General features: G+C 53.0%; 22 protein-coding genes. 13 read left to right on the top strand and 9 right to left on the bottom strand.

Going from position 1 to position 21,320, the window contains the following annotated elements; all coding sequences use genetic code 11:
• Positions 1-50: 50 nt before the first annotated feature.
• Complete coding sequence (gene paeA, locus E2L00_RS08700) at positions 51-1,388, top strand: polyamine export protein PaeA (protein ID WP_167609924.1); 1,338 nt, start codon at positions 51-53, stop codon at positions 1,386-1,388.
• 37 nt (positions 1,389-1,425) lie between these two features.
• Here the strand turns inward: paeA and E2L00_RS08695 are convergent, their stop codons facing one another.
• Positions 1,426-2,331 (bottom strand): carbamate kinase, encoded by a 906-nt coding sequence (locus E2L00_RS08695; protein WP_167609921.1) that lies wholly within the window; start codon positions 2,329-2,331, stop codon positions 1,426-1,428.
• Between the two features lie 328 nt (positions 2,332-2,659).
• Between E2L00_RS08695 and E2L00_RS08690 the strand changes: the two genes are divergently transcribed.
• From E2L00_RS08690 to allS, 5 genes are all read left to right on the top strand, one after another.
• Positions 2,660-3,883, top strand: a complete 1,224-nt coding sequence (locus tag E2L00_RS08690; RefSeq protein WP_167609918.1) for an MFS transporter — start codon at positions 2,660-2,662, stop codon at positions 3,881-3,883.
• Between the two features lie 14 nt (positions 3,884-3,897).
• The gene (gene fdrA, locus E2L00_RS08685) at positions 3,898-5,565 is read left to right on the top strand and encodes an acyl-CoA synthetase FdrA (RefSeq protein ID WP_167609915.1); all 1,668 of its coding nucleotides are present in this window, start codon (positions 3,898-3,900) and stop codon (positions 5,563-5,565) included.
• A gap of 13 nt (positions 5,566-5,578) precedes the next feature.
• Positions 5,579-6,841: a YlbE family protein gene (locus E2L00_RS08680; protein WP_167609912.1), complete on the top strand. Its 1,263-nt coding sequence runs from the start codon at positions 5,579-5,581 to the stop codon at positions 6,839-6,841.
• A gap of 64 nt (positions 6,842-6,905) precedes the next feature.
• Positions 6,906-7,700 (top strand): oxamate carbamoyltransferase subunit AllH family protein, encoded by a 795-nt coding sequence (locus E2L00_RS08675; RefSeq protein ID WP_167609909.1) that lies wholly within the window; start codon positions 6,906-6,908, stop codon positions 7,698-7,700.
• A gap of 11 nt (positions 7,701-7,711) precedes the next feature.
• Positions 7,712-8,650, top strand: a complete 939-nt coding sequence (allS, locus tag E2L00_RS08670) for an HTH-type transcriptional activator AllS (RefSeq protein WP_167609906.1) — start codon at positions 7,712-7,714, stop codon at positions 8,648-8,650.
• A gap of 55 nt (positions 8,651-8,705) precedes the next feature.
• On the opposite strand, the gene E2L00_RS08665 is transcribed toward allS, so the two are convergent.
• Positions 8,706-8,912, bottom strand: a complete 207-nt coding sequence (locus E2L00_RS08665; RefSeq protein WP_121266826.1) for a DUF1107 domain-containing protein — start codon at positions 8,910-8,912, stop codon at positions 8,706-8,708.
• Positions 8,913-9,250: 338 nt separating this feature from the next.
• On the opposite strand from E2L00_RS08665, the gene E2L00_RS08660 reads away from it, so the two are divergent.
• Entirely contained in the window at positions 9,251-9,808 is a 558-nt protein-coding gene (locus tag E2L00_RS08660) for a YtfJ family protein (protein ID WP_167609903.1), read from the top strand.
• Here the strand turns inward: E2L00_RS08660 and cysQ are convergent.
• A complete protein-coding gene (cysQ, locus tag E2L00_RS08655) occupies positions 9,798-10,544 on the bottom strand; it encodes a 3'(2'),5'-bisphosphate nucleotidase CysQ (RefSeq protein WP_167609900.1) in 747 nt (248 codons plus the stop codon). The genes E2L00_RS08660 and cysQ overlap by 11 nt on opposite strands.
• A gap of 202 nt (positions 10,545-10,746) precedes the next feature.
• Here cysQ and E2L00_RS08650 point away from each other — a divergent pair, with 202 nt between their 5' ends.
• Positions 10,747-12,678, top strand: a complete 1,932-nt coding sequence (locus tag E2L00_RS08650; protein WP_167609897.1) for a bifunctional 2',3'-cyclic-nucleotide 2'-phosphodiesterase/3'-nucleotidase — start codon at positions 10,747-10,749, stop codon at positions 12,676-12,678.
• A 137-nt stretch (positions 12,679-12,815) separates the two neighbouring features.
• Here E2L00_RS08650 and E2L00_RS08645 read toward each other — a convergent pair whose 3' ends face one another.
• Entirely contained in the window at positions 12,816-13,220 is a 405-nt protein-coding gene (locus tag E2L00_RS08645; RefSeq protein WP_167609894.1) for a winged helix-turn-helix transcriptional regulator, read from the bottom strand.
• Between the two features lie 88 nt (positions 13,221-13,308).
• Between E2L00_RS08645 and E2L00_RS08640 the strand changes: the two genes are divergently transcribed.
• The 4 genes from E2L00_RS08640 to ytfE all read left to right on the top strand — a co-directional run bounded on the left by E2L00_RS08640 (position 13,309) and on the right by ytfE (position 16,851).
• Positions 13,309-14,157 (top strand): SDR family oxidoreductase, encoded by an 849-nt coding sequence (locus E2L00_RS08640; protein ID WP_167610758.1) that lies wholly within the window; start codon positions 13,309-13,311, stop codon positions 14,155-14,157.
• A 64-nt stretch (positions 14,158-14,221) separates the two neighbouring features.
• Positions 14,222-15,052: an AraC family ligand binding domain-containing protein gene (locus tag E2L00_RS08635; RefSeq protein ID WP_167609892.1), complete on the top strand. Its 831-nt coding sequence runs from the start codon at positions 14,222-14,224 to the stop codon at positions 15,050-15,052.
• Positions 15,053-15,129: 77 nt separating this feature from the next.
• Positions 15,130-16,104, top strand: a complete 975-nt coding sequence (locus E2L00_RS08630; RefSeq protein ID WP_167609889.1) for a DMT family transporter — start codon at positions 15,130-15,132, stop codon at positions 16,102-16,104.
• Between the two features lie 84 nt (positions 16,105-16,188).
• Positions 16,189-16,851: an iron-sulfur cluster repair protein YtfE gene (gene ytfE, locus E2L00_RS08625; protein WP_167609886.1), complete on the top strand. Its 663-nt coding sequence runs from the start codon at positions 16,189-16,191 to the stop codon at positions 16,849-16,851.
• 48 nt (positions 16,852-16,899) lie between these two features.
• Here the strand turns inward: ytfE and cycA are convergent, their stop codons facing one another.
• A complete protein-coding gene (gene cycA / locus E2L00_RS08620; protein ID WP_167609883.1) occupies positions 16,900-18,312 on the bottom strand; it encodes a D-serine/D-alanine/glycine transporter in 1,413 nt (470 codons plus the stop codon).
• A 435-nt stretch (positions 18,313-18,747) separates the two neighbouring features.
• The gene (fklB, locus tag E2L00_RS08615; RefSeq protein ID WP_167609880.1) at positions 18,748-19,368 is read right to left on the bottom strand and encodes a BamJ family beta-barrel-assembly machinery protein; all 621 of its coding nucleotides are present in this window, start codon (positions 19,366-19,368) and stop codon (positions 18,748-18,750) included.
• A gap of 237 nt (positions 19,369-19,605) precedes the next feature.
• Here fklB and E2L00_RS08610 point away from each other — a divergent pair, with 237 nt between their 5' ends.
• Positions 19,606-20,205 (top strand): OapA family protein, encoded by a 600-nt coding sequence (locus E2L00_RS08610; RefSeq protein WP_167609877.1) that lies wholly within the window; start codon positions 19,606-19,608, stop codon positions 20,203-20,205.
• 66 nt (positions 20,206-20,271) lie between these two features.
• Here E2L00_RS08610 and rplI read toward each other — a convergent pair whose 3' ends face one another.
• The 3 genes from rplI to priB are packed head-to-tail and all read right to left on the bottom strand — an operon-like array spanning position 20,272 to position 21,315.
• Positions 20,272-20,724: a 50S ribosomal protein L9 gene (rplI, locus tag E2L00_RS08605; protein WP_167609874.1), complete on the bottom strand. Its 453-nt coding sequence runs from the start codon at positions 20,722-20,724 to the stop codon at positions 20,272-20,274.
• A gap of 41 nt (positions 20,725-20,765) precedes the next feature.
• Positions 20,766-20,993, bottom strand: coding sequence for a 30S ribosomal protein S18 (rpsR, locus tag E2L00_RS08600; RefSeq protein ID WP_000135199.1), 228 nt, complete (start codon positions 20,991-20,993; stop codon positions 20,766-20,768).
• Positions 20,994-20,997: 4 nt separating this feature from the next.
• Entirely contained in the window at positions 20,998-21,315 is a 318-nt protein-coding gene (priB, locus tag E2L00_RS08595; protein ID WP_167609871.1) for a primosomal replication protein N, read from the bottom strand.
• Positions 21,316-21,320: the final 5 nt, after the last annotated feature.

Raw genomic sequence — 21,320 nt, 5'->3', positions numbered from 1 at the left:
GATTTTCAACTTTCCCTTCCGAGGCTCTGGTCTTAATGGCCGGATAAATTATGTTAAACAGTATTTTAGTGATACTTCTTCTTATCTCCGTCAGTGCTTTCTTCTCTATTTCCGAGATTTCGCTGGCCGCTTCCCGCAAAATCAAACTCAAGCTGCTGGCCGATGAGGGCAACGTTAACGCGCAACGCGTGCTGAAGATGCAGGAAAGCCCCGGCATGTTCTTTACCGTAGTGCAGATTGGCCTGAATGCGGTTGCGATTCTTGGCGGTATTGTCGGTGACGCGGCGTTCTCCCCGGCGTTTAAAAATATTCTGGAGCGCTTCTTCTCGCCGGAAATGGCCGACCAGCTTAGTTTTATTATCTCCTTTACCCTTGTGACAAGCCTGTTCATCCTGTTTGCCGACCTCACCCCGAAACGCATCGGTATGATTTCGCCTGAATCTGTTGCTTTGCGAATCATCAACCCGATGCGCTTCTGCCTGTTTATTTTCCGCCCGCTGGTGTGGTTCTTCAACGGCCTGGCAAACGTCATATTCCGCATTTTCAAACTGCCGATGGTCCGTAACGACGACATCACCTCCGACGATGTTTACGCGGTATTTGAAGCCGGTGCGCTGGCAGGCGTGCTGCGTAAGCAAGAACACGAGCTGATTGAAAACGTGTTTGAGCTGGAATCCCGTACCGTGCCGTCATCTATGACGTCGCGTGAAAACATCATCTGGTTCGATCTACACGAAGAAGAACAGAGCCTGAAGAACAAAATCGCCGAGCATCCGCACTCCAAGTTCCTGGTGTGTAACGGCGATATCGACCATATCGTCGGCTATGTGGATTCCAAAGAGTTGCTTAATCGCGTGCTGGGCAATCAAAGCATGGCGCTGAACAGCGGCGTGCATCTGCGCAATACGCTGATTGTCCCGGATACGCTGACCCTTTCCGAAGCGCTGGAAAGCTTCAAAACGGCGGGCGAAGACTTTGCGGTGATCATGAACGAGTACGCGCTGGTGGTCGGCATCATCACGCTAAACGACGTGATGACCACGCTGATGGGCGATCTGGTAGGCCAGGGTATGGAAGAGCAGATCGTCGCACGTGACGAGAACTCATGGCTGGTTGAAGGCGGTACGCCGATTGACGACGTGATGCGCGTGCTGGATATCGACGAGTTCCCGCAGTCCGGCAACTACGAAACCATCGGCGGTTTTATGATGTTTATGCTGCGCAAAATCCCGAAACGTACCGACTCGGTGAAGTTCTCCGGCTATAAGTTTGAGGTAGTGGATATCGATAACTACCGTATCGATCAGCTACTGGTGACCCGTATCGACAACAAGCCGAATCCGCTGGCACCAAAACTGCCGGATGCTGAAGAACAAAACGTGGCTTAACACAGCACATAGCGCCGCCCTCAAGGGCGGCGTTTTTTTATAGATGAATTCGGGTTCCTTTTCTTCCAGCCATAATCTCCGGCGCATCCCTTAACGCCCCTATCCATGCCACGTTACCCGTCTGTTCAACAAACTTAATCACCGCTTCGGCTTTCGGCCCCATCGCTCCATCCGGCGCGGCGAACGGGCGTAACTGCTCCGGCGTAACATCTCGCAACGCCTTCGCCTGTGGCGTTCCCCACGCCTGATAGACCGCGTCAGCGTCGGTGAGGATCATCAGATGTTCGGCATTGAGCTCTACTGCAAGGCGTGCTGCCGTGAGATCTTTGTCGATAACAGCCTCTACCCCGCTAAATCCTTCGGCCTCACGTACTACCGGCATGCCGCCTCCTCCGGCGCAGACCACCACGTGTTCCAGCGCCAGTAGGGCTTTGATCCCTTTGAGTTCCAGGACCCGCTGCGGTCTGGGTGAGGCCACCACGCGGCGAAGATACTGTCCGTCGGCCTTTAACTGCCAGCCGTATTTCTCCCTCAGCACGGCCTCTTCTTCCGGTGCATAAACCGGCCCAATGAACTTTTCTGGCGACTGAAACGCCGGGTCGTCAGCATGAACTTCAATGCGCGTCAGTAAGGTGCTGACCGGCGACGTACAGGGCTGTTGGTCGAGACGCTGGGCAATCATGTAGCCGACCATACCCTGGGTTTCCGCAACCAGCACATCCAGAGGATAAGCAGGTGCGACATCACAGGCCAGATTTTGCAACGCCAGCAGCCCGACCTGCGGGCCGTTACCGTGAACTATCACCACCCGGTAGTCCTGGCTCAATACCGCAACAACTTCAGCAACCAGGCTAACATTTTTATATTGATTTTCAGCCGACATTATTTCGCCACGCTGTAATAAGGCGTTGCCACCTAAAGCAATAACTACGATTTTTTTCATTTCTTCCTCAACTGACAATTAATTAATCGTCATAAAATCACCTACCGGGAGAAATAAAAATGTGAAGGTTATAACAGGCTAGTTATTAGAAAGGTTATCCACTTAATAGAGATTATAAATGGCAGTTTTATACAAACGGTTTTAATAATGGATTATTTAAATATTTTTTATAATAAATCGATATTCTTCTCATCACTCCATAGAAAATTATAACAATCGATCAAATGTGATAGTGCTCAAAAGAAAGCACCGCTAACCCGATTAAGGTGGCAACAGAAAGTCATCGCGCTGGCGCCAGTTTCACAGGAAATTTATAAGGATTATTACTATGTCTGACTCCCCAAGCACTATTGCGGAATCGAAAAAACATGGCATCCCCGCCTGGTGGGTGACCATATTCCTCTTTTGGCTCGGCTGGATATTTATGTATGCCGACCGTACCATCCTTAATCCGGTAATGGGAGAATTAGAAAAAGAATTTTCGCTAAGCGGTACGCAACTCGGCATCCTTAACTCCGTATTTTATTTCTCCTATGCTTTATTACAGGTTCCGGCAGGTATTCTTGGCGATAAAATCGGTAAGAAAAAAGTATTGGTCCCCGGATTTATTTTATTTGGCGTGTTTACCGCAGTTACCGGCTGGGCAAAAAGCTGGTATATGCTGCTCTTTTCCCGCGTGGTCACTGGCGCTGGCGAAGGCACCTACTATGGCCCACAGTACGGTCTCTCTTCAGAACAAATACCTAAAAAATATCGCTCGTTAGGTAGCGCGATTATTAATAGCGGGATGGCCTTCGGTATCGCCCTGGGATTAATGAGTTCAAGCTGGCTGGTATATGAACAGGGCTATAGCTGGCGGATGCCGTTTTACGCCATGGCCTTCCCCTCTGTGCTGATAGGCCTGGCGATATGGTTCTTTGTGAAAGAGAAGAAACGCGTCCCGGTTACCGCTGGCGGACAGGCTGTGAAAAAGAGTAAGTTCAGCGATCTGCTGAAAAACCGCAACCTGCTGCTAACTTATCTGATGGTGTTCTGTAGCCTGTTCGGTTTCTTCGTCATCCTTACCTGGCTGCCCTATTACCTGCAAAGCGAGCGCGGTATTCCCGGCAGTGAAACCGGCTTTATTTCCTCACTGGTGGCATGGATTTCTATTCCTGGCGCTCTACTGTTCTCATCGGTTTCTGACCGCCTCGGCAAGCGTAAGCCGCTAATCATCATTCTGGTTCCTGTCGCCATTATCAGCATGTTGTCGATTATCTGGATGCCGAGCATGACCGGTGTAATCGTCGCGCTCTGCGTCTACGGTCTGGTGGGCAAACTGGCGCTGGATCCGGTATTGGTGGCGCTGGTCGCCGACAGCGTAGACGAGAATAACTACAGCACCGCCTTCGGCCTGTTCAACTTTATCGGTATGAGCTCCTCCATTCTGGCACCGATCATTGCCGGTGCCGCTCGTGATATTACCGGCAGTCTGGCCTCCAGCTTCTATGTTTCCGCCGCGTTGCTGGCCGTCGGTCTGTTCGGCATTTTATTCCTGAAAGAGAAGAAATAATCAGAGGTAAGACCATGATTTATGCGTTTGTTAAAAAAGGAAGTTTTCAGGATTCTGTCAGCCTGATGCTCGTTTCACGCAGGCTAAGCGCCAGTGATGAGGTGGAGCAGGTTTCGGTGATGATGGGTACGCCAGCCAATAAGGATTTGCTGGAAACCACCGGCTTCTGGCATCCGAATTTCGAACAGGCGACGCCGAACGATATCTGTGTAGCGGTGCGCACTGCGCAGCCGAATCCAGAAGTTCTTGAGCTAATGAAAAGCCTGTTGGAAACCGAACTGGAAGTAATAACCCATGCCGCCAGCCAGGGAGTACGGCTACAAAAAGCACGCCGCTGGCAGAGTGCGCAGGACAAGCTGCCGGACGCCAATTTACTCCTGATTTCCGTAGCAGGGGAATACGCCGCAGGCGTTGCCGAACTGGGTTTGCTGAGCGGCAAAAACGTGATGCTGTTTTCTGATAACGTGCCGCTTGATGAAGAGATCGCCCTGAAAAAACTGGCGCAGGAGCGCGGGCTGATTGTTATGGGGCCGGACTGTGGCACGGCGATGGTAGCCAGTGCGCCACTGGCCTTCGCCAACGTGTTACCCAAGGGCAGTATCGGAATTATCGGGGCGTCGGGTACTGGCATTCAGGAACTGGCATCACAGATTGCTTTACACCACCACGGCGTAAGCCATGCCATTGGTCTTGGCGGTCGCGATTTAAGCGCCGAAGTGGGCGGCATCAGCGCCCTCACCGCCCTGAGCTGGCTCGCCGCCGACGCACAGAGCAAAGTCCTGGCATTTGTCTCCAAGCCCCCTGCCGAAGCCGTACGACAGAAAGTGATTGCCGCTATGCAGGCAATAGCTAAGCCGGTAGTGGCGCTGTTTTTGGGCGCGAAGGTTGAGAAGCGCCAGGAGGGTAACGTCTGGCTGGCCAGCTCACTGACAGAAGCCGCACAGCTGGCGGTAACGCTGGCAAGCGTCGCGGAAGTCAGCGAGACCCAACCCGATCTGAGCGGGAAAAGTATTGCCGGGCTCTACGCTGGCGGAACGCTCGCGGCAGAAGCGGCCGCGCTGCTCGCCGCACAAATCGGCGTGGAAGTGGATAATCACCATCCGAACGGCGTGATGCTCGAAGCCTGCGGCCACCGCATTGTTGACCTGGGAGATGACGTTTATACCCGCGGTCGCCCGCACCCAATGATCGATCCCACAACTCGCTCCCTTGAGATTGAGAAGCTCGTTCAGCAACCGGACGTGGGCGTACTACTGCTCGACGTAGTGCTGGGTTTTGGGGCCTGTGGCGATCCGGCTGGCGCTGTGGTTGAAGCCGTACGGCACGTTCGCGAGATGCGTGATTCCGGACACCCGCTAACGGTTATCGCGACGTTAACCGGTACCGAGCAGGACCCACAGTGCCGTTCTGCCCAGCAGGACACCTTACTTAACGCTGACATCGTAGTGGTGAACACGCTCCAGGAAGCGGTGCTGCTCGCCAGCCATCTCACCGCACGCCGACCCGCTCCTGTAGCCATTGAGCGACCAGCGCTACTCAATGGCGTCAAGGTTATCAACGCCGGGCTGCGCAGCTTTGCCAGCGATCTGCAAAGCACCGGCACCCCCGTTGTTCACTATCAATGGGCGCCCGTGGCCGGCGGCAATGCCAGACTCGCCAGTTTGTTAAAACAATTACATTAAGAGGGCTATAGCCATGTATTCATCTATTTCAGAAGCCAACGCGGCAATCATCGAACGTATTAAAGCCGCTCGTCCGCACTGGGTTGGTGTCCGCCTGGCACACCAGGCTATTCCGGCCCTGGCCGAAGGGAAAAAACTACTCCACGCCGGGCCGCCTATTATCTGGCAGCAGATGACCGGCCCAATGCGCGGAGCCTGCCTCGGTGCCTGTCTGTTTGAAGGTTGGGCGCAGAACGAGCAAGAAGCAGAAGTGCTGCTGGAATCAGGCGAGATTGACTTTATTCCCTGCCACCACGTCAGCGCCGTCGGTCCTATGGGCGGTATCACTTCAGCCCATATGCCGGTACTGGAAGTAGAAAACGTCGTGAATGCCAACCGCGCCTGCTGCAACCTCAATGAAGGGATTGGCAAGGTTATGCGCTTTGGCGCATACGGTCCGGATGTGCAGCAGCGCCTACGCTGGATGCGGGATACCCTCACGCCGGTACTCCAGGAGGCTCTGCAAAAAATAGAAGGCGGCATCGATTTGACAGCCCTGATGGCCCAGGCCATCACGATGGGGGATGAATTTCACCAGCGTAACATCGCCGCCTCGGCTCTGCTGATGCGTACTCTTGCCCCGCATATTGTCAAACTGGATCGCCCGAAATCCGAACTGGGCGAAGTGATGCAGTTCCTGAGCGTTACCGATCAGTTCTTCCTGAATCTGGCAATGGCCTACAGTAAAGCGGTGATGGATGCGGCCGCCCAGATTAAAGCGGGTTCGATTGTAACGGCAATGACGAGAAACGGCCGCGAATTTGGCATTCGCGTAAGCGGCCTGGGCGATCGCTGGTTTACCGCACCGGTCAACACGCCGCAGGGGCTGTTCTTTACCGGTTTCAGCCAGGATGATGCCAACCCGGACATCGGTGACAGCGCAATTACCGAAACGCTCGGCATCGGCGGCGCAGCGATGATTGCCGCTCCAGGCGTGACGCGCTTTGTTGGCACAGGTGGTATGGATGCGGCGCTGGAAACCTCAGAAGAGATGACAGAAATCTACCTCGACCATAACCCGATGCTGCAAATTCCCATCTGGAACTTCAAAGGGGCATGTCTGGGGCTGGATATCCGCCGCGTAGTAGAGACCGGGATCACGCCGCTTATCAATACCGGGATTGCTCATTGCGAGGCGGGTGTCGGCCAGGTTGGCGCAGGGACCGTACGCGCGCCGCTTTCTTGTTTTGAACAGGCTTTAGAAGCTCTGGCTCTGGCTCATCATATAAACGCCTGAGTGGTCGGTTCTGAGGCTGGTTGAGCTTCGCTTTACCATCCGACAAGCTCACGGGAGGGTAACAATGAATACCGTTTTAGCACTGGCAGGTTGTGCCCTTCCGTTTACCAATGGTTGTTTATTACGGCTTCATAGCCGCTTTATACATGCCATCAATTTCATTGATGAACACGACGTTCTGTTTACGCTGCATCGCTACGGTAAAGGGTGCAGCCCTTTTGGCTGGGTTATTCGCGAGCGGGATTTTGCCAGTCTGCGCGATATTACTTCTCTGCAGGTAGAACACGGAAAACTTCACGGCGCGAAGCTGAACATCGGCAATCGACGGCAGATCACCTTCGCTGCGCCCGTCGGAGCTTTGCCGCCGCTTGACGTCAGGACTTTTACGCAAATGACCGGCTTACTGGGGCCGTTAAACCAGATAGCGGAAGGGATGACATTTCCCGTGCTGGAAAGAGTAATATGTGGTTTATCGAAATGGTCTGCGGGTGATACACCCGACTGGAGCAACCTGATCGGCCTCGGTCCGGGGTTGACACCAAGCGGCGATGATATGCTTTGCGGCGCGCTGGCCGCACTTTATTGTCATCCGCGCTACCGCAACAAGCTCAGGCAGCATCTTTTTTTACCGACTTACCGCCAGGTTATGACGCTGACAACGTTAGTCAGTTGCAGTTATCTGGATAATGCGGCCAGAGGACAATTCTCCACACAGGTATTGCGCCTTCTGTATGCGCTGAATAAAGGACAGTGCGTTTTACCCGCCGCCCGGGCACTATTGAATCATGGTCATACCTCCGGAGCCGATACGCTACTGGGGTTTGTCACTGCTCAAGAATGGCTGGAGGATAACGCTTAAGGAACAGAGATATGCTTGACCATGAGACCATCCGCTCGTTTATCAAAGTTGCCGAAACCGGTAGCTTTTCTCAGGCAGCCAGCTCGCTGCACAAAACGCCCGCCGCCATCAGCTATCGTATTAAATCGCTGGAAGAACATATAGGTACACTGCTTTTTATGCGCACTACACGTACCGTAAAACTAACGCTGGCAGGAGAGCATTTACTGGAACAGTGTCGGGAGTGGATAAGCTGGGTTGAAGCGATGCCCAATGAGCTGCAGCAGATAAACGCCGGCGTCGAACGCCAGATCAATATTGTCGTCAATAACCTGCTCTACCGACCGGAAGCAGCGGCCAAATTTCTGACCGGACTACATCAGCGCTTCCCCTTCACCCAGTTTCAGCTCTCACGCCAGGTTTATATGGGCGTGTGGGATACGCTGCTGTATGACGATTTTCATCTGGCGATTGGCGTCACAGGCTCAGAATCCCTTTCAAATAATATCTCTTTGCATCCGCTCGGCGAGATCAGTTGGGTATTCGTTATCGCTCCCGATCACCCGCTGGCGCAGCACAGGACTGATTTGCCCATTAGCGAAGACCGCCTGCGCCACTACCCTGCGATTAATATCGACGATACTTCCCACACGCTGACGCGTCGGATCGCGTGGCTGTTACCGGGGCAAAAAGAGATTAAGGTGCCAGATATCAGCGCTAAGCTTGAGTGCCACCTGAGCGGATTAGGGATCGGTTTTTTACCCCAAAATCTCTGCCAACAATGGCTAGACAGCGGACATCTGATTAGCCGAAAAGTAGCGCATGCCCGCCAGCCTTCACAGCTATCGCTGGCGTGGAAATCAGCCAGCGTTGGCAAAGTTATACGTGAGATTGTCGCGCAATTTCAGCGCAATGATGTGGGGATACGCGGCTTCCTGGAATATGTTGACCGGCGCGCTGGGTTGTCTTAGAAACATCAACGGCACCCTCAGGTGCCGTTTTTTTACTTCGTACTGCTTCGAGGCTTTACGCCATCTCCGCCTGCATGCGTAGAACCTGGCGGTTTACTTCGGACATAACAGATAAATGCTGCTTATCTTTCACTTTTGGGATAAGGATTTTCCCCTTATCAAATTCAAAAGCGCCAACGTCCTTGATGTACAACCGTCCACGGAACAGGATTTTTACGTACTTCGCCACCTGAAGGGGGTTGTAACGTTGGAAAATTTTCATTCTTTTTTCTCTCCTGCAGTGTTAACGCCCCTGCGGTTCCACATTTGGTCCGACAAAACGAGGCGAAAAAATTTGGTGCCCGAAAACTATAGTCCATATACAAACTGACACCTAGCTTGCATAAGCTTATTTACCGTTTCATGACAATTTCTCAGAATATTCTTTTCAAATGTGACTAAAAATTAGTTTAAGCCTTCAAAAAACGACGATATGTGCGTTCGCCCGCAAACTGGCATTTAAGCTACGGGACAGATGCGTATTTCGCATTTATGCTTAAAACGTCAGGGCCAGGTGGTCCGATCAGCTGCAAATATTCTGTATAAAACAAGGAGTCAACTATGGCCCTGCGAGCTACGCTTGCGCTTACTGCCCTGCTGCTGCCTTTGCTGGCTTCAGCACATAATTTTGAGAAAAATCAACGTGTCGCTCCGCTTGGCATTGCCGACAAGGGAGAGCTGATGCTTAGTAACGATAAGTTTAGCTATAAAAACTGGAATAGCTCGCAACTCGTTGGAAAAGTGCGAGTGCTGCAACATATTGCCGGACGCTCCAGCGCAAAAGAGAAAAATGCCGGGCTGATTGAAGCCATCAAAGCCGCGAAGTTCCCGCACGATCGCTACCAGACTACGACAATCGTCAATACTGACGATGCTATCGTCGGAACCGGCATGTTTGTGCGCAGCAGCATTGAAAGCAATAAAAAGCAGTATCCGTGGTCACAGTTTGTGGTGGACAGCAACGGCGTAGCGAAAAAAGCCTGGCAGCTGGAAGACGGCGGTTCGGCGATTGTGGTGCTGGATAAAGAAGGACGTATTCGGTACGCCAAAGATGGTTCGCTGACGCAGGCAGAAGTGCAGCAGGTAATGAACCTGCTGCAGCAATTGCTCAGTAAATAGAAACCCGGAAGCCGGGATTTAAGAAAGACTCACGCGGGGTATAGTCGAGCGGCCTGCCCTGCCAGTCATGAACATGCGCTCCGGCAGCCACCGCAACGGCGTGGCCTGCTGCCGTATCCCAGATATTAGTTGGCCCAAAACGTGGATAAAGCTGCGCCTGGCCGTCTGCCACCAGGCAGAACTTCAGCGAGGATCCGATGGCGGTAGTCTGATGTTCGCCCATCTGCTGGAGATACTCTTTCAGTTCGCCGTCGCTGCTGGCGTGGGAACGGCTGATAACGACCAACGGAGGGCGCGCATCACGCACGTGGATCTGATTTCGTACGTCGCACTCTTCCTTCCACGCTTTACCTTCGGCTGCGCTGTACATAATCTTCAGCACCGGTGCGTAAACCACGCCCAGCACGGCTTTACCTTTCTCAATCAATGCAATGTTCACGGTGAACTCGCCGTTACGTTTGAGAAATTCCTTCGTGCCATCCAGCGGATCCACCAGCCAGTAACGATCCCAACCCTGACGGATCTCCCAGCTTTGGGGATCTTCTTCCGACAGTACGGGGATATCCGGCGTTAAAGTTTGTAGCCCGTTGATGATGATGGTATGGGCTGCAATATCCGCTGCGGTCACCGGCGAGTCATCCAGTTTTTGGGTGGCCTCCAGCGGCTTTTTCCCTTCATAAACCTGCATGATGGCGGCTCCCGCCTCCCGCGCCAGTTGGCAAATTTGCTCTAACATTCTCCACCTCGTAGTTTGTCGCCACACGCTGCATCGCGCGAATAACTTATTGTTTTACTTATATCCTATTGCGTCATGATGCGCTATCTGTGAAGCGATTCCGGTTTCATCGCCCTTATTTCTGGCAGACTTCACGCTTTTGTAAGCAACGATCTGTAACTTCACCGCCTTTTGTGGCGTACCTCGAAAAAGGAACTTTATCATGATTAAGTTTAGCGCAACCCTGCTTGCCACGCTGATTGCAGCCAGCGTGAACGCGGCAACGGTCGATCTGCGTATTCTCGAAACCACCGATCTGCACAGCAATATGATGGACTTCGACTACTACAAAGATACGCCGACTGAGAAATTCGGTCTGGTACGTACAGCGAGTCTAATCAATGCCGCACGCGGTGAAGCCGTGAACAGCGTGCTGGTCGATAACGGTGACCTGATTCAGGGCAGTCCACTCGGCGACTACATAGCGGCCAGGGGGCTGAAAGACAAAGAGATCCATCCCGTCTACAAAGCGCTAAACACGCTGGATTATGCCGTCGGCAACCTGGGTAACCACGAATTTAACTATGGGCTGGAATACCTGCACAAGGCGCTGGCCGGGGCAAAATTCCCTTACGTAAACGCCAATATCATCGATGTGAAAACGAATAAGCCATTGTTTACGCCTTACTTAATCAAAGAAACCGACGTCAAAGATAAGGACGGTAAAACGCAAACGTTGCGCATTGGCTATATCGGCTTTGTGCCGCCACAGATTATGACGTGGGATAAAGCGAACCTGGACGGCAAGGTGACGGTGCAGGACATCACCGAAACCGCGAAACACTACGTGCCGGAGATGCGAAAACAGGGTGCGGATTTAGTGGTAATCGTTGCTCACTCCGGCCTTTCCAGCGATCCATATCACGCTATGGCCGAAAACTCCGTTTATTACCTGAGTGAAGTTCCGGGCGTCGATGCCATCCTGTTTGGGCACGCTCATGCCGTCTTCCCGGGTAAAGATTTCGCTAATCTCAAAGGCGTTGATATCAAAAAAGGTACGCTTAACGGCATTCCCGCCGTGATGCCGGGTATGTGGGGCGACCACCTTGGCGTTGTAGATTTGGTGCTTAATAACGACAGCGGGAGCTGGAAAGTTATCGGCAGCAAAGCGGAAGCTCGTCCGATTTACGATAACGTGGCGAAAAAATCGTTGGCTGCGGAAGACAAAAAACTGGTGAAAGTGCTCGAGCACGATCATAACGGCACGCGCGAATTTGTGGGCAAACCGATCGGCAAATCAGCGGATAACATGTACAGCTATCTGGCGCTGGTACAGGATGATCCAACGGTACAGGTGGTAAATAACGCCCAGCGGGCTTACGTCGAGAAATTCATTCAGGGCGATCCCGATCTGGCCAATCTGCCTGTTCTCTCCGCTGCCGCGCCGTTCAAAGTTGGCGGCCGCAAAAACGATCCGGCCAGTTTTGTGGAGGTCGAAAAAGGCCAGCTCACCTTCCGTAATGCCGCTGATTTATATCTTTATCCAAACACGCTGGTCGTCGTGAAAGCGAGTGGCAAAGAAGTTAAAGAGTGGCTGGAGTGTTCCGCCGGGCAGTTTAATCAGGTTGATGTGAACAGCAACAAGCCGCAGTCGCTCATCAACTGGGACGGCTTCCGCACCTATAACTTCGATGTAATTGACGGCGTGGATTATCAAATTGATGTGTCACAGCCGGCGCGTTACGACGGTGAATGCCAGATGGTGAACCCAAAAGCCGAGCGCATTAAGGGACTGACGTTTAAAGGTAAGCCAATCGATCCAAACGCCACTTTCCTGGTCGCGACCAATAACTATCGCGCATACGGCGGTAAGTTTGCCGGTACCGGCGACAGCCATATCGCTTTTGCTTCACCAGATGAAAACCGCTCGGTGCTGGCTAACTGGATAAGCGCGCAGAAAGAGATCCATCCGGTGGCGGATAATAACTGGCGCCTTGCGCCAATCCAGAGCACGCAAAAATTGGATATCCGCTTTGAAACGTCCCCTGGCGAGAAAGCGGCGGCATTTATCAAAGACAAAGCGCAGTACCCGATGCAAAACGTTGGCACCGACGATATTGGCTTTGCCCTTTATCAGCTTGATTTAAGGAAATAACTTATCGGGAGAAGGATGACAAACCTCATGGCGTGCGAAATGCTGAAAGATTCCACCCAAAAATGAACAGGAAAATCAATTCATTGATTTTCGGCCGATCGCCACAAAGAAGGAAAAACCACGCTTTTCCTTCTTTGTCAGCAATCTGATCGGGCGTCCCGTTCGCGGGACGCCATTATCTGCGGCAAACGTCCCTCTATCCAGTCGGCCAGCGCAGCAACTTTCTCTGCAACTTCATGCCCCAGCGGCGTCAGGCTGTATTCCACATGCGGCGGGACGACCGGGTAAGATTTGCGATTCACAAAGCCATCGGCCTCCAGCCATTGCAGCGTTTGTGCGAGCATTTTTTCACTCACGCCCCCCATCTTACGGCGCAAATCACTGAAGCGATGCGTTCCCTCCTGTAGGGCAACCAGAATCAGCACGCCCCAGCGGCTGGTGACGTGTTTTAGCACGTCCCGCGACGGACATTTCTCCGCAAACAGGTTGCCGCTGCGCATCTGTTCGGTTAAGGACAGCGCGCTTTCCAGGGTGTCACTCATTTCATACTTACCTTTTTGTACGTACTTACTTAAAGTTAGTTAGGATGCTAGTGTGGCACGACTTACCCAAAACACTAAGGCGTTTATCATGATGGCGATTACCGGCGTCTCCGGCCTGCTGGGCCGTCTTGTTATAGAAGATTTGTTGCAGCGCATAGAGGCTAAAAACCTGATAGCGATCGTTCGCATGCCGTCAAAAGTGAGCGATCTCTCTGAGCGTGGCGTGCAGGTGCGCGCTGCAAATTACAACGATCAAGCTGCTATGCAGCAGGCGCTGACAGGTGTAAAAAAACTGCTGCTGATCTCTTCAAGTGAAGTGGGCCAGCGCGCTGTGCAGCATCGTAACGTTATTGCAGCCGCCAAAGCGGCGGGCGTGAATCTTATCGCTTATACCAGCGTGCTGCATGCGGATACGTCCCCGCTGGGTCTGGCGGAAGAACATATAGCTACGGAAAAAATGCTGAAAGATTCAGGTATTCCTTTCGTCTTGCTGCGCAACGGCTGGTATACCGAGAACTATATCGCCAGCGTGCCGCCAGCTCTGCAACACGGCGTATTTATTGGCAGCGCCGGAGAAGGCAAAATCGCCTCTGCTTCCCGTGCAGATTATGCTGCCGCTGCGGCTAAAGTGATGACGCTCGATAATCAGGCTGGCAAAGTATATGAACTGGCGGGCGATCGCGGCTGGACGCTGGCGGAACTGGCCGCGGAAGTCAGCAAACAAAGCGGAAAAACCGTAGTGTATCAGAACCTTGCCGAGGCCGATTTTAAAGCCGCTTTGCTGGAGGCCGGTTTGCCGGAAGGCCTGGCGGCAATGCTTGCAAACTCTGATATCGGTGCGTCAGAAGGTGGCCTATTCGACGACGGCCGTCAGCTCAGCCAACTGATTGGTCGCCCAACCACTCCGCTTGAAGAGAGCGTCCTCCTCGCGCTGTAATTGTTAACTATACGCTAAACACGAGCATCCCTATACTCACAGGATGTTCGTACGGAGGGTTAACGTGCAGGGCATTCCTGAGCAATTTCAATTTAGCGATGACAAAGACTGCGCCCAGTTCCGGCACCTGCCGCAACTGCCCGGCGTGGAGCTTTATCATGCTTATATCTCACGCTATGCCTTTGAACCTCATACGCATGAAGCCTTTGGTATTGGCACCGTAACACGGGGCGCTGAGCGGTTCCGCTATCGCGGCGCGCAGTATGTCGCCGCTCCTGGTTCGCTGGTATTGATGAATCCTGACGAGCTGCATACCGGGGAAGCGGCTACCGCTGACGGCTGGCAGTACCGCATGATTTATCTCGAACCTGAAATGCTCGAAGCGATTACCGGCGAGCACAACTGGTGGTTTAGCGAGGCGCTGAATCACGATCCGCTGCGTTCACAGCAGATTTCACAACTGATTAACCGCCTGTGGAGCGCGGAGGACTCGCTCGCGCAACAAGGTTTACTGCTCAATCTCATCGACACGTTTCGGCCTTATGCGCACCATCACCCTTCCGGGCCGCAGGAGGCAGCGCATCGCTTTGAACGGATACGCGAATATTTACATGAAAACTATATGCACCCGGTGACGCTTGATGCGCTGGCGGCCGTAGCGTCGCTCAGCCCCTGGCACTTCCAGCGCCAGTTCAAAGCGCATTTCCACGTTACGCCGCATCAGATGTTGATGGCTATCCGGCTGTGGTACGCCAAGCGGTTCCTGGCCCGCGGCATACCCGCCGCGCAGGTGGCAATGATGAGCGGCCTGACCGATCAGGCGCATCTGACGCGGGCTTTCGTCCGGCGTTATGGCATCACGCCCGTTCGCTATCAAAAACAGGTCAACCGTTAGCTAAACCGCAAGCTGGTACAATACTCGCCGCGTTCTTCCTCTTACACTTCACGCAAAAAACTAACCGGATGGTAAAGATGTTAACTGGCGTGCTGTATGCCCTGATAGCAGGGCTAATGTGGGGATTGATTTTCGTGGGTCCGATTATCGTGCCGGATTATCCCGCGGCGTTACAGTCCACCGGACGTTATCTGGCGCTTGGTCTGATTACGGTCCCACTGGCCTGGCTTGGGCGGCAGCGCCTGCAACAGCTTAGCGGCCAGGACTGGTTCACAGCACTCAAGCTCTCAAGCGTCGGGAATCTGATTTATTACGTGTGCCTTGCCAGCGCTATTCAGCGTACCGGCGCGCCCATTTCGACGATGATTATCGGTACGCTGCCGGTTGTTATTCCCGTTTTTGCCAACCTGCTTTACAGCAGGCGCGACGGTAAGCTGCCGTGGCGACGGCTGGCTCCTGCGCTGGTAATTATCGCGATTGGTCTGGTGATGGTAAATACCGCTGAATTACGCAGCGGCCAGTTTGGGTTTAGCTGGTGGCGCTATACCAGCGGTATCTGTCTGGCGTTTGTTTCGGTTGCCTGTTGGGCGTGGTACGCGCTACGCAACGCACGCTGGCTACGGGAAAATCCTGATAAAAACCCGCTGATGTGGGCTACCGCGCAGGGATTATCGACGCTGCCTTTTTCATTGCTGGGCTATATCGCCGTTTGCTTATTTATGGCGCAAAGAGGCGCTGGTTTCGCGCTGCCTTTCGGGCCGCGTCCGGAAGTTTTTATCACGCTGATGCTCGCCATCGCTCTGCTTTGCTCCTGGCTTGGCAACCTGTGCTGGAACATCGCCTGCCAGCGCCTGCCGACCGTCATTGTCGGCCCGCTCATCGTCTTTGAAACCCTGGCCGGGCTTGCCTATACCTTTATGCTGCGCCATAGCTGGCCGCCGATGCTAACGCTGCTGGGCATCCTTTGTCTGATCGTCGGCGTTGTGCTGGCGGTGCTGACCAGACCGCAAAAACAGGAAGTGACCGAAGTAACAATTTCGCCGGATAAATAACGCGCTACCTCATAAGAGTCATAGCCTTCCCTTAAAGATGCATTTAATATGCATCTTATATTTTCTATGATGAGGTATTCATCCATGGCCTTCCGCGATCAACCCTTAGGTGAACTGGCTTTAACCATCCCGCGCGCTTCTGCGCTGTTCCGTAAACTGGATCTGGATTTTTGCTGTGGCGGCAAACAAACGCTTGAGCGCGCAGCGACCCGCAAAGAGTTAGACCTGGAGGCCATTGAAACCGAACTGGCCGCGCTTGCTGAAGAGCCCGTTGAGAAAGAGTGGCGTACCGCGCCGCTGGCCGAAATCATCGACCATATCATCGTGCGCTACCACGACAGGCACCGCGAACAACTGCCGGAATTAATCCTCCAGGCAACCAAAGTCGAACGCGTACATGCCGATAAACCAAACGTGCCGAAAGGGCTTGCGAAATATCTCACCATGCTGCATCAGGAACTGAGCAGCCACATGATGAAAGAAGAGCAGATCCTGTTCCCAATGATCAAACAGGGTATGGGTTCACAGGCGATGGGCCCGATTAGCGTGATGGAAAGCGAGCATGACGATGCAGGCGAACTGCTGGAAGTCATCAAACATACCACCAACAACGTGACGCCGCCGCCGGAAGCCTGCACGACCTGGAAAGCGATGTATAACGGGATTAATGAAATGATTGACGATCTGATGAATCACATTAGCCTGGAGAACAACGTGCTGTTTCCGCGGGCTTTAGCCGGGGAGTAGTCGCGCTTTTGCTCCTTCCCCAGCGGAGAAGGAGCAAATCATCTTTAGTTACTTGCGCATTGCCGCTACGCGTTTTTTACCGATAAACATCCAGCCCAATCCTAACACCACAAACCACAGCGGCGTAACGATCAGCGCCTGACGGGTATCTTCTTCCAGCGTCAGCAGCACAATCACAAAGACAAAGAACGCCATGCAAACCCAGCACATCAGCTTGCCAAGCGGCATCTTATAGACAGATTTCTGATGCAGTTCAGGACGCTGTTTGCGGTACACCAGGTACGAGCAAAGAATAATCGTCCAGACGAACATAAACAGAATCGCCGACACGGTAGTGATCATAGTAAAGGCTGAAATCACGTCCGGGTTGACGTACAGCATTACCACGCCGCCCAGCAAACAGATGCAGGAGAAGGTCAGTCCCTTCGCCGGAACGGCGCGTTTAGAAAGCTTAGCGAAAGCTTTGGGCGCCGCGCCGTCCTGCGCCAGACCGAACAACATACGGCTGGTTGAAAACACGCCGCTGTTAGCCGAGGAAGCTGCTGAGGTCAGCACCACGAAATTAATGATGCCCGCTGCGGCAGGCAGGCCCACCAGCACAAACAGTTCAACGAACGGGCTCTTATCCGCCACCACCGAACCCCATGGCGTGACCGACATAATCACAATCAGCGCAAATACATAAAACATAATGATACGAATCGGGATCGAGTTGATCGCGCGCGGCAGAGATTTTTCCGGATCCTTAGTTTCCGCCGCCGTGGTACCTACCAGCTCGATACCCACGAAGGCAAAGACCGCTATCTGGAAGCCGGCAAAGAAGCCGCTCAGTCCTTTCGGGAACCAGCCGCCGTTATTCCATAAGTTATTGAAAGAGGCCTCTACGCCGGTCGGCGACTGGAAGTGGGTCAGCACCATCACCAGGCCAATAATAATCAGGGAAACGATGGCGACGATTTTGATCATCGCGAACCAGAACTCCATCTCGCCGAACATTTTTACGGTAGCGAGGTTGAGGCTCAGCAGCACTACCACCACGGCAAGAGAAGCAACCCAATCCGAAAGGCCGGGGAACCAGAACTGCGCGTAGGCGGTTATCGCCACCACGTCCGCCATGCCGGTAACCACCCAGCAGAACCAGTACGTCCAGCCGGTGAAGTATCCGGCCCACGGGCCTAACAGGTCGGCGGCGAAATCGCTAAACGACTTATATTCGAGATTGGAAAGCAGCAGCTCGCCCATGGCGCGCATCACGAAGAACAGCATGAAGCCGATAATCATATAAACGAAGATTATCGACGGGCCGGCGAGGCTGATAGTTTTACCCGACCCCATAAACAGGCCGGTTCCGATAGCCCCACCGATGGCGATAAGCTGGATATGTCGATTTGTTAAATTACGCCGCAGCGATTGCTCAGCCGGAGCCTCAGCGACGCCAGTAACTTTTATCTGATCTACCATGTTTTATTTTCCTGTACCGGTCTGTTGTGTTCAGGCTCTGCTGGCCTTTAATACGTTATGTTTGATGTGATGCTTTTCATAAAGCACATTGATACCAGGTAAGAATCGGTGGGTTGAATATTTATGACAAGCAACATGTTAATTTTTTGTTTAATTTGAGTGCGAAATCACTCTCGCAACGCGAAGCACCTCACAAAAACACCCGGAACGTGGGCATATGCCAGATAAAATCACGTTTATTTATTAACCGCCAAATGAAAACCCCGCCGCAGCGGGGTAAGACTTTCCACATAAATTTTTATGTATGAAACGCCGTACACGGCGCTGATAATAACAAAGAATTATGTGTTCTGGTTTATCCCAGACATCCGGAAACCACGTTTTCGGATGTTTGTCACTACGCTAACCCCGCCGCAGCGGGAGTTATCAACTCGCTTATAAAATTTCCAGCAGTTCTACTTCGAAGACCAGCGTGCTGAATGGCGGAATAGACGCACCAGCGCCACGCTCGCCGTAGGCCAGGTTGTGCGGAATAGTCAGTTCCCATTTAGAGCCAACCGGCATCAGGGTCAGCGCTTCAATCCAGCCAGCGATAACGCCGCTTACCGGGAACTCAGCCGGTTCGCCACGCTGTACGGAACTGTCGAAAACGGTGCCGTCGATCAGTTTGCCGGTGTAGTGAACGCGAACATGATCTTTACGCGCGGGGATTGGGCCAGTGCCTTGCGTCAGAACGCGGAACTGCAGACCAGATTCGGTGCTGCTTACGCCCTCTTTCTTGATATTTTCTCCAAGGTATTTTACGCCTTCAACGGCCATTTCTTTCTGGCGTTCCTGACGAACGGCATCGGCACGTTCGTGCACTTCGCGCAGCGCGCGGTGAACGACATCAACCGGAACTGACGGGGCATTCCCTTCCAGCGCATCACGCAGACCTGCAACCAGCGCTTCTGGCAGCAGACCTTGCAGACCAGATTCACGCAGTTGTTGACCAACCTGTAAACCAATACCGTAACTTGCTTGCGCTTCTGTGCTGTCAAAAGAAGGGGTTGTCATGAATTTTCCTTTAAGGTGTTTAAAAGCAAGCCTGCAGCATAGCAGCGTCAACCAGCAGGGTAAAATGCAAAAACCCTAAAGGTGACAAATGCAAACGAAACGGGAACAATGGTTGCGCGGAGCGTTAAATTGCGGTTGGGCGTCACGTAAAGCTGGATTGCTCAGGGCATCAAACAGTTAGCGTTCTATAATGGAGGTGGGAAATGTGCATTGCACATTATATGACTATGAGGAGGGTTGCCGATGCGATTCGCTGTTAAAACCTGGCTGGCGCGGATTTGGCACGCACCCGATCGTTTCCGGCTAATGGATCCGCTCCCGCCCCTGCATCGCCGGGGCATTATTATTGCCGCCCTTATCATGGTTGCTGGTTTTTTGTGGCCAGCCGCAGACGTAACCACTCATCCGGTCACCCGGGATGCGCAACTGTCGGTTGAATCACAGACCCCTTTACAGGCCGAGCTGGTAAATCCTGCTAATAATACCGCACCCGCAGCGCCAGCCGAACCGGCGCAGGTTGCAGAGCAGCCAAAAAGCCAGGCTCCTGTCCCACATGCCAATAATGATATCGAGGGACAATGGCGTTCTTATCGCGTGGAATCGGGCCAGACTATGGCGCAGCTTTTCCGGGATAACAATTTACCGCCGGCCGATGTTTATTCCATGGCGCAGGTTGAGGGCGACAACAAGCCGCTGAGTAATTTACAGACCGGGCAGATGGTGCAGATCCGCCAGAATGCGAACGGAGTGGTGACGGGCTTAACGATTGAGGTCGGCAACGATCGGCAGGTTCTGTTTACTCGCCAGCCGGATGGCAGTTTCCTGCGCGCCCGCTAATAAGCGCTTTGCAAAATGCAAAACGCCGGCACGAGGCCGGCGTTTTAACGTATACGTCAGCGTAAATTACGCTTCAGCAACTACGTTTACAGTCAGTTTAGCGAAGACTTCGCTATGAACCTGGAAGTTCACTTCGTGCTCGCCGGTGGTACGCAGAACGCCGTTCGGTAAACGAACTTCGCTCTTAGCCACGTCAACGCCTGCTGCTGTTACAGCGTCAGCGATGTCGCGAGTACCGATGGAACCGAACAGTTTACCTTCGTCGCCTGCTTTAGACGCGATAGTAACGGTTTCCAGGGCGTTGATCTTCGCAGCGCGATCTTCAGCAGCGGTCAGAACGTCAGCCAGTTTAGCTTCCAGTTCAGCACGGCGTGCTTCGAAGAATTCAACGTTTTTCTTGGTAGCAGGAACAGCTTTACCCTGTGGTACCAGGAAGTTACGAGCGTAGCCCGCTTTCACATTAACCTGATCACCCAGGCTACCCAGGTTTGCTACTTTATCAAGCAGAATAACTTGCATTACCTTATCCTCTCAAAGTCGTATTAATGGACCGTGCCCGATTACTGATGACGATCAGTGTACGGCAGCAGGGACAGGTAGCGAGCGCGTTTGATAGCGCGAGCCAGCTGACGCTGGTATTTTGCACGGGTACCGGTGATACGGCTTGGGACAATCTTACCGCTTTCGGTGATGTAGTTTTTCAGCGTAGCGATGTCTTTATAGTCAATCTCTTGAACGCCTTCCGCGGTGAAACGGCAGAACTTGCGACGACGGAAATAACGTGCCATATGGCTAGTCTCCAGAATCTATCAATTCAATCTGCTCGGCATGCAATACCACTTTGTTCAGCCCATTTTTTGCCTGATGGCAAGTGATGAAGCCCTGAACCGTAAGTACCGTGCCGACCGTTATACTGTGAGTAATGGCCTGGTGTGCGTGCCCGCTAATAATAACTGGCATTCTGCACCATGCCTGCCGGTTAAAACCGGCCTCCTCTTGCACAGAACGATGCTCAAGCACGAACTGGCAGTGAGGAATTCCTGACGGGCTGACCTTGCGAAGGGGCGTCTTGCACACTGTGCCAGACAACACCAGGCGGTTTGCCGTCATCAGAA

It is taken from the genome of Cedecea colo (assembly GCF_011808225.1).
Taxonomy (GTDB): Bacteria; Pseudomonadota; Gammaproteobacteria; order Enterobacterales; family Enterobacteriaceae; genus Dryocola; species Dryocola colo.
This window is presented reverse-complemented; position numbering and strand designations above follow the sequence as displayed.

Excerpts from the sequence above, each read along its gene's own strand:
- E2L00_RS08650 (WP_167609897.1), top strand. The coding sequence starts at position 10,747 with ATGATTAAGTTTAGCGCAACCCTGCTTGCCACGCTGATTGCAGCCAGC.
- cysQ (WP_167609900.1), bottom strand. The coding sequence starts at position 10,544 with ATGTTAGAGCAAATTTGCCAACTGGCGCGGGAGGCGGGAGCCGCCATC.
- E2L00_RS08690 (WP_167609918.1), top strand. The coding sequence starts at position 2,660 with ATGTCTGACTCCCCAAGCACTATTGCGGAATCGAAAAAACATGGCATC.
- E2L00_RS08640 (WP_167610758.1), top strand. The coding sequence starts at position 13,309 with ATGATGGCGATTACCGGCGTCTCCGGCCTGCTGGGCCGTCTTGTTATA.
- E2L00_RS08665 (WP_121266826.1), bottom strand. The coding sequence starts at position 8,912 with ATGAAAATTTTCCAACGTTACAACCCCCTTCAGGTGGCGAAGTACGTA.
- fklB (WP_167609880.1), bottom strand. The coding sequence starts at position 19,368 with ATGACAACCCCTTCTTTTGACAGCACAGAAGCGCAAGCAAGTTACGGT.
- E2L00_RS08645 (WP_167609894.1), bottom strand. The coding sequence starts at position 13,220 with ATGAGTGACACCCTGGAAAGCGCGCTGTCCTTAACCGAACAGATGCGC.
- paeA (WP_167609924.1), top strand. The coding sequence starts at position 51 with ATGTTAAACAGTATTTTAGTGATACTTCTTCTTATCTCCGTCAGTGCT.
- priB (WP_167609871.1), bottom strand. The coding sequence starts at position 21,315 with ATGACGGCAAACCGCCTGGTGTTGTCTGGCACAGTGTGCAAGACGCCC.
- cycA (WP_167609883.1), bottom strand. The coding sequence starts at position 18,312 with ATGGTAGATCAGATAAAAGTTACTGGCGTCGCTGAGGCTCCGGCTGAG.
- ytfE (WP_167609886.1), top strand. The coding sequence starts at position 16,189 with ATGGCCTTCCGCGATCAACCCTTAGGTGAACTGGCTTTAACCATCCCG.
- rplI (WP_167609874.1), bottom strand. The coding sequence starts at position 20,724 with ATGCAAGTTATTCTGCTTGATAAAGTAGCAAACCTGGGTAGCCTGGGT.
- E2L00_RS08675 (WP_167609909.1), top strand. The coding sequence starts at position 6,906 with ATGAATACCGTTTTAGCACTGGCAGGTTGTGCCCTTCCGTTTACCAAT.
- fdrA (WP_167609915.1), top strand. The coding sequence starts at position 3,898 with ATGATTTATGCGTTTGTTAAAAAAGGAAGTTTTCAGGATTCTGTCAGC.
- E2L00_RS08630 (WP_167609889.1), top strand. The coding sequence starts at position 15,130 with ATGTTAACTGGCGTGCTGTATGCCCTGATAGCAGGGCTAATGTGGGGA.
- E2L00_RS08680 (WP_167609912.1), top strand. The coding sequence starts at position 5,579 with ATGTATTCATCTATTTCAGAAGCCAACGCGGCAATCATCGAACGTATT.
- allS (WP_167609906.1), top strand. The coding sequence starts at position 7,712 with ATGCTTGACCATGAGACCATCCGCTCGTTTATCAAAGTTGCCGAAACC.
- E2L00_RS08695 (WP_167609921.1), bottom strand. The coding sequence starts at position 2,331 with ATGAAAAAAATCGTAGTTATTGCTTTAGGTGGCAACGCCTTATTACAG.
- E2L00_RS08660 (WP_167609903.1), top strand. The coding sequence starts at position 9,251 with ATGGCCCTGCGAGCTACGCTTGCGCTTACTGCCCTGCTGCTGCCTTTG.
- rpsR (WP_000135199.1), bottom strand. The coding sequence starts at position 20,993 with ATGGCACGTTATTTCCGTCGTCGCAAGTTCTGCCGTTTCACCGCGGAA.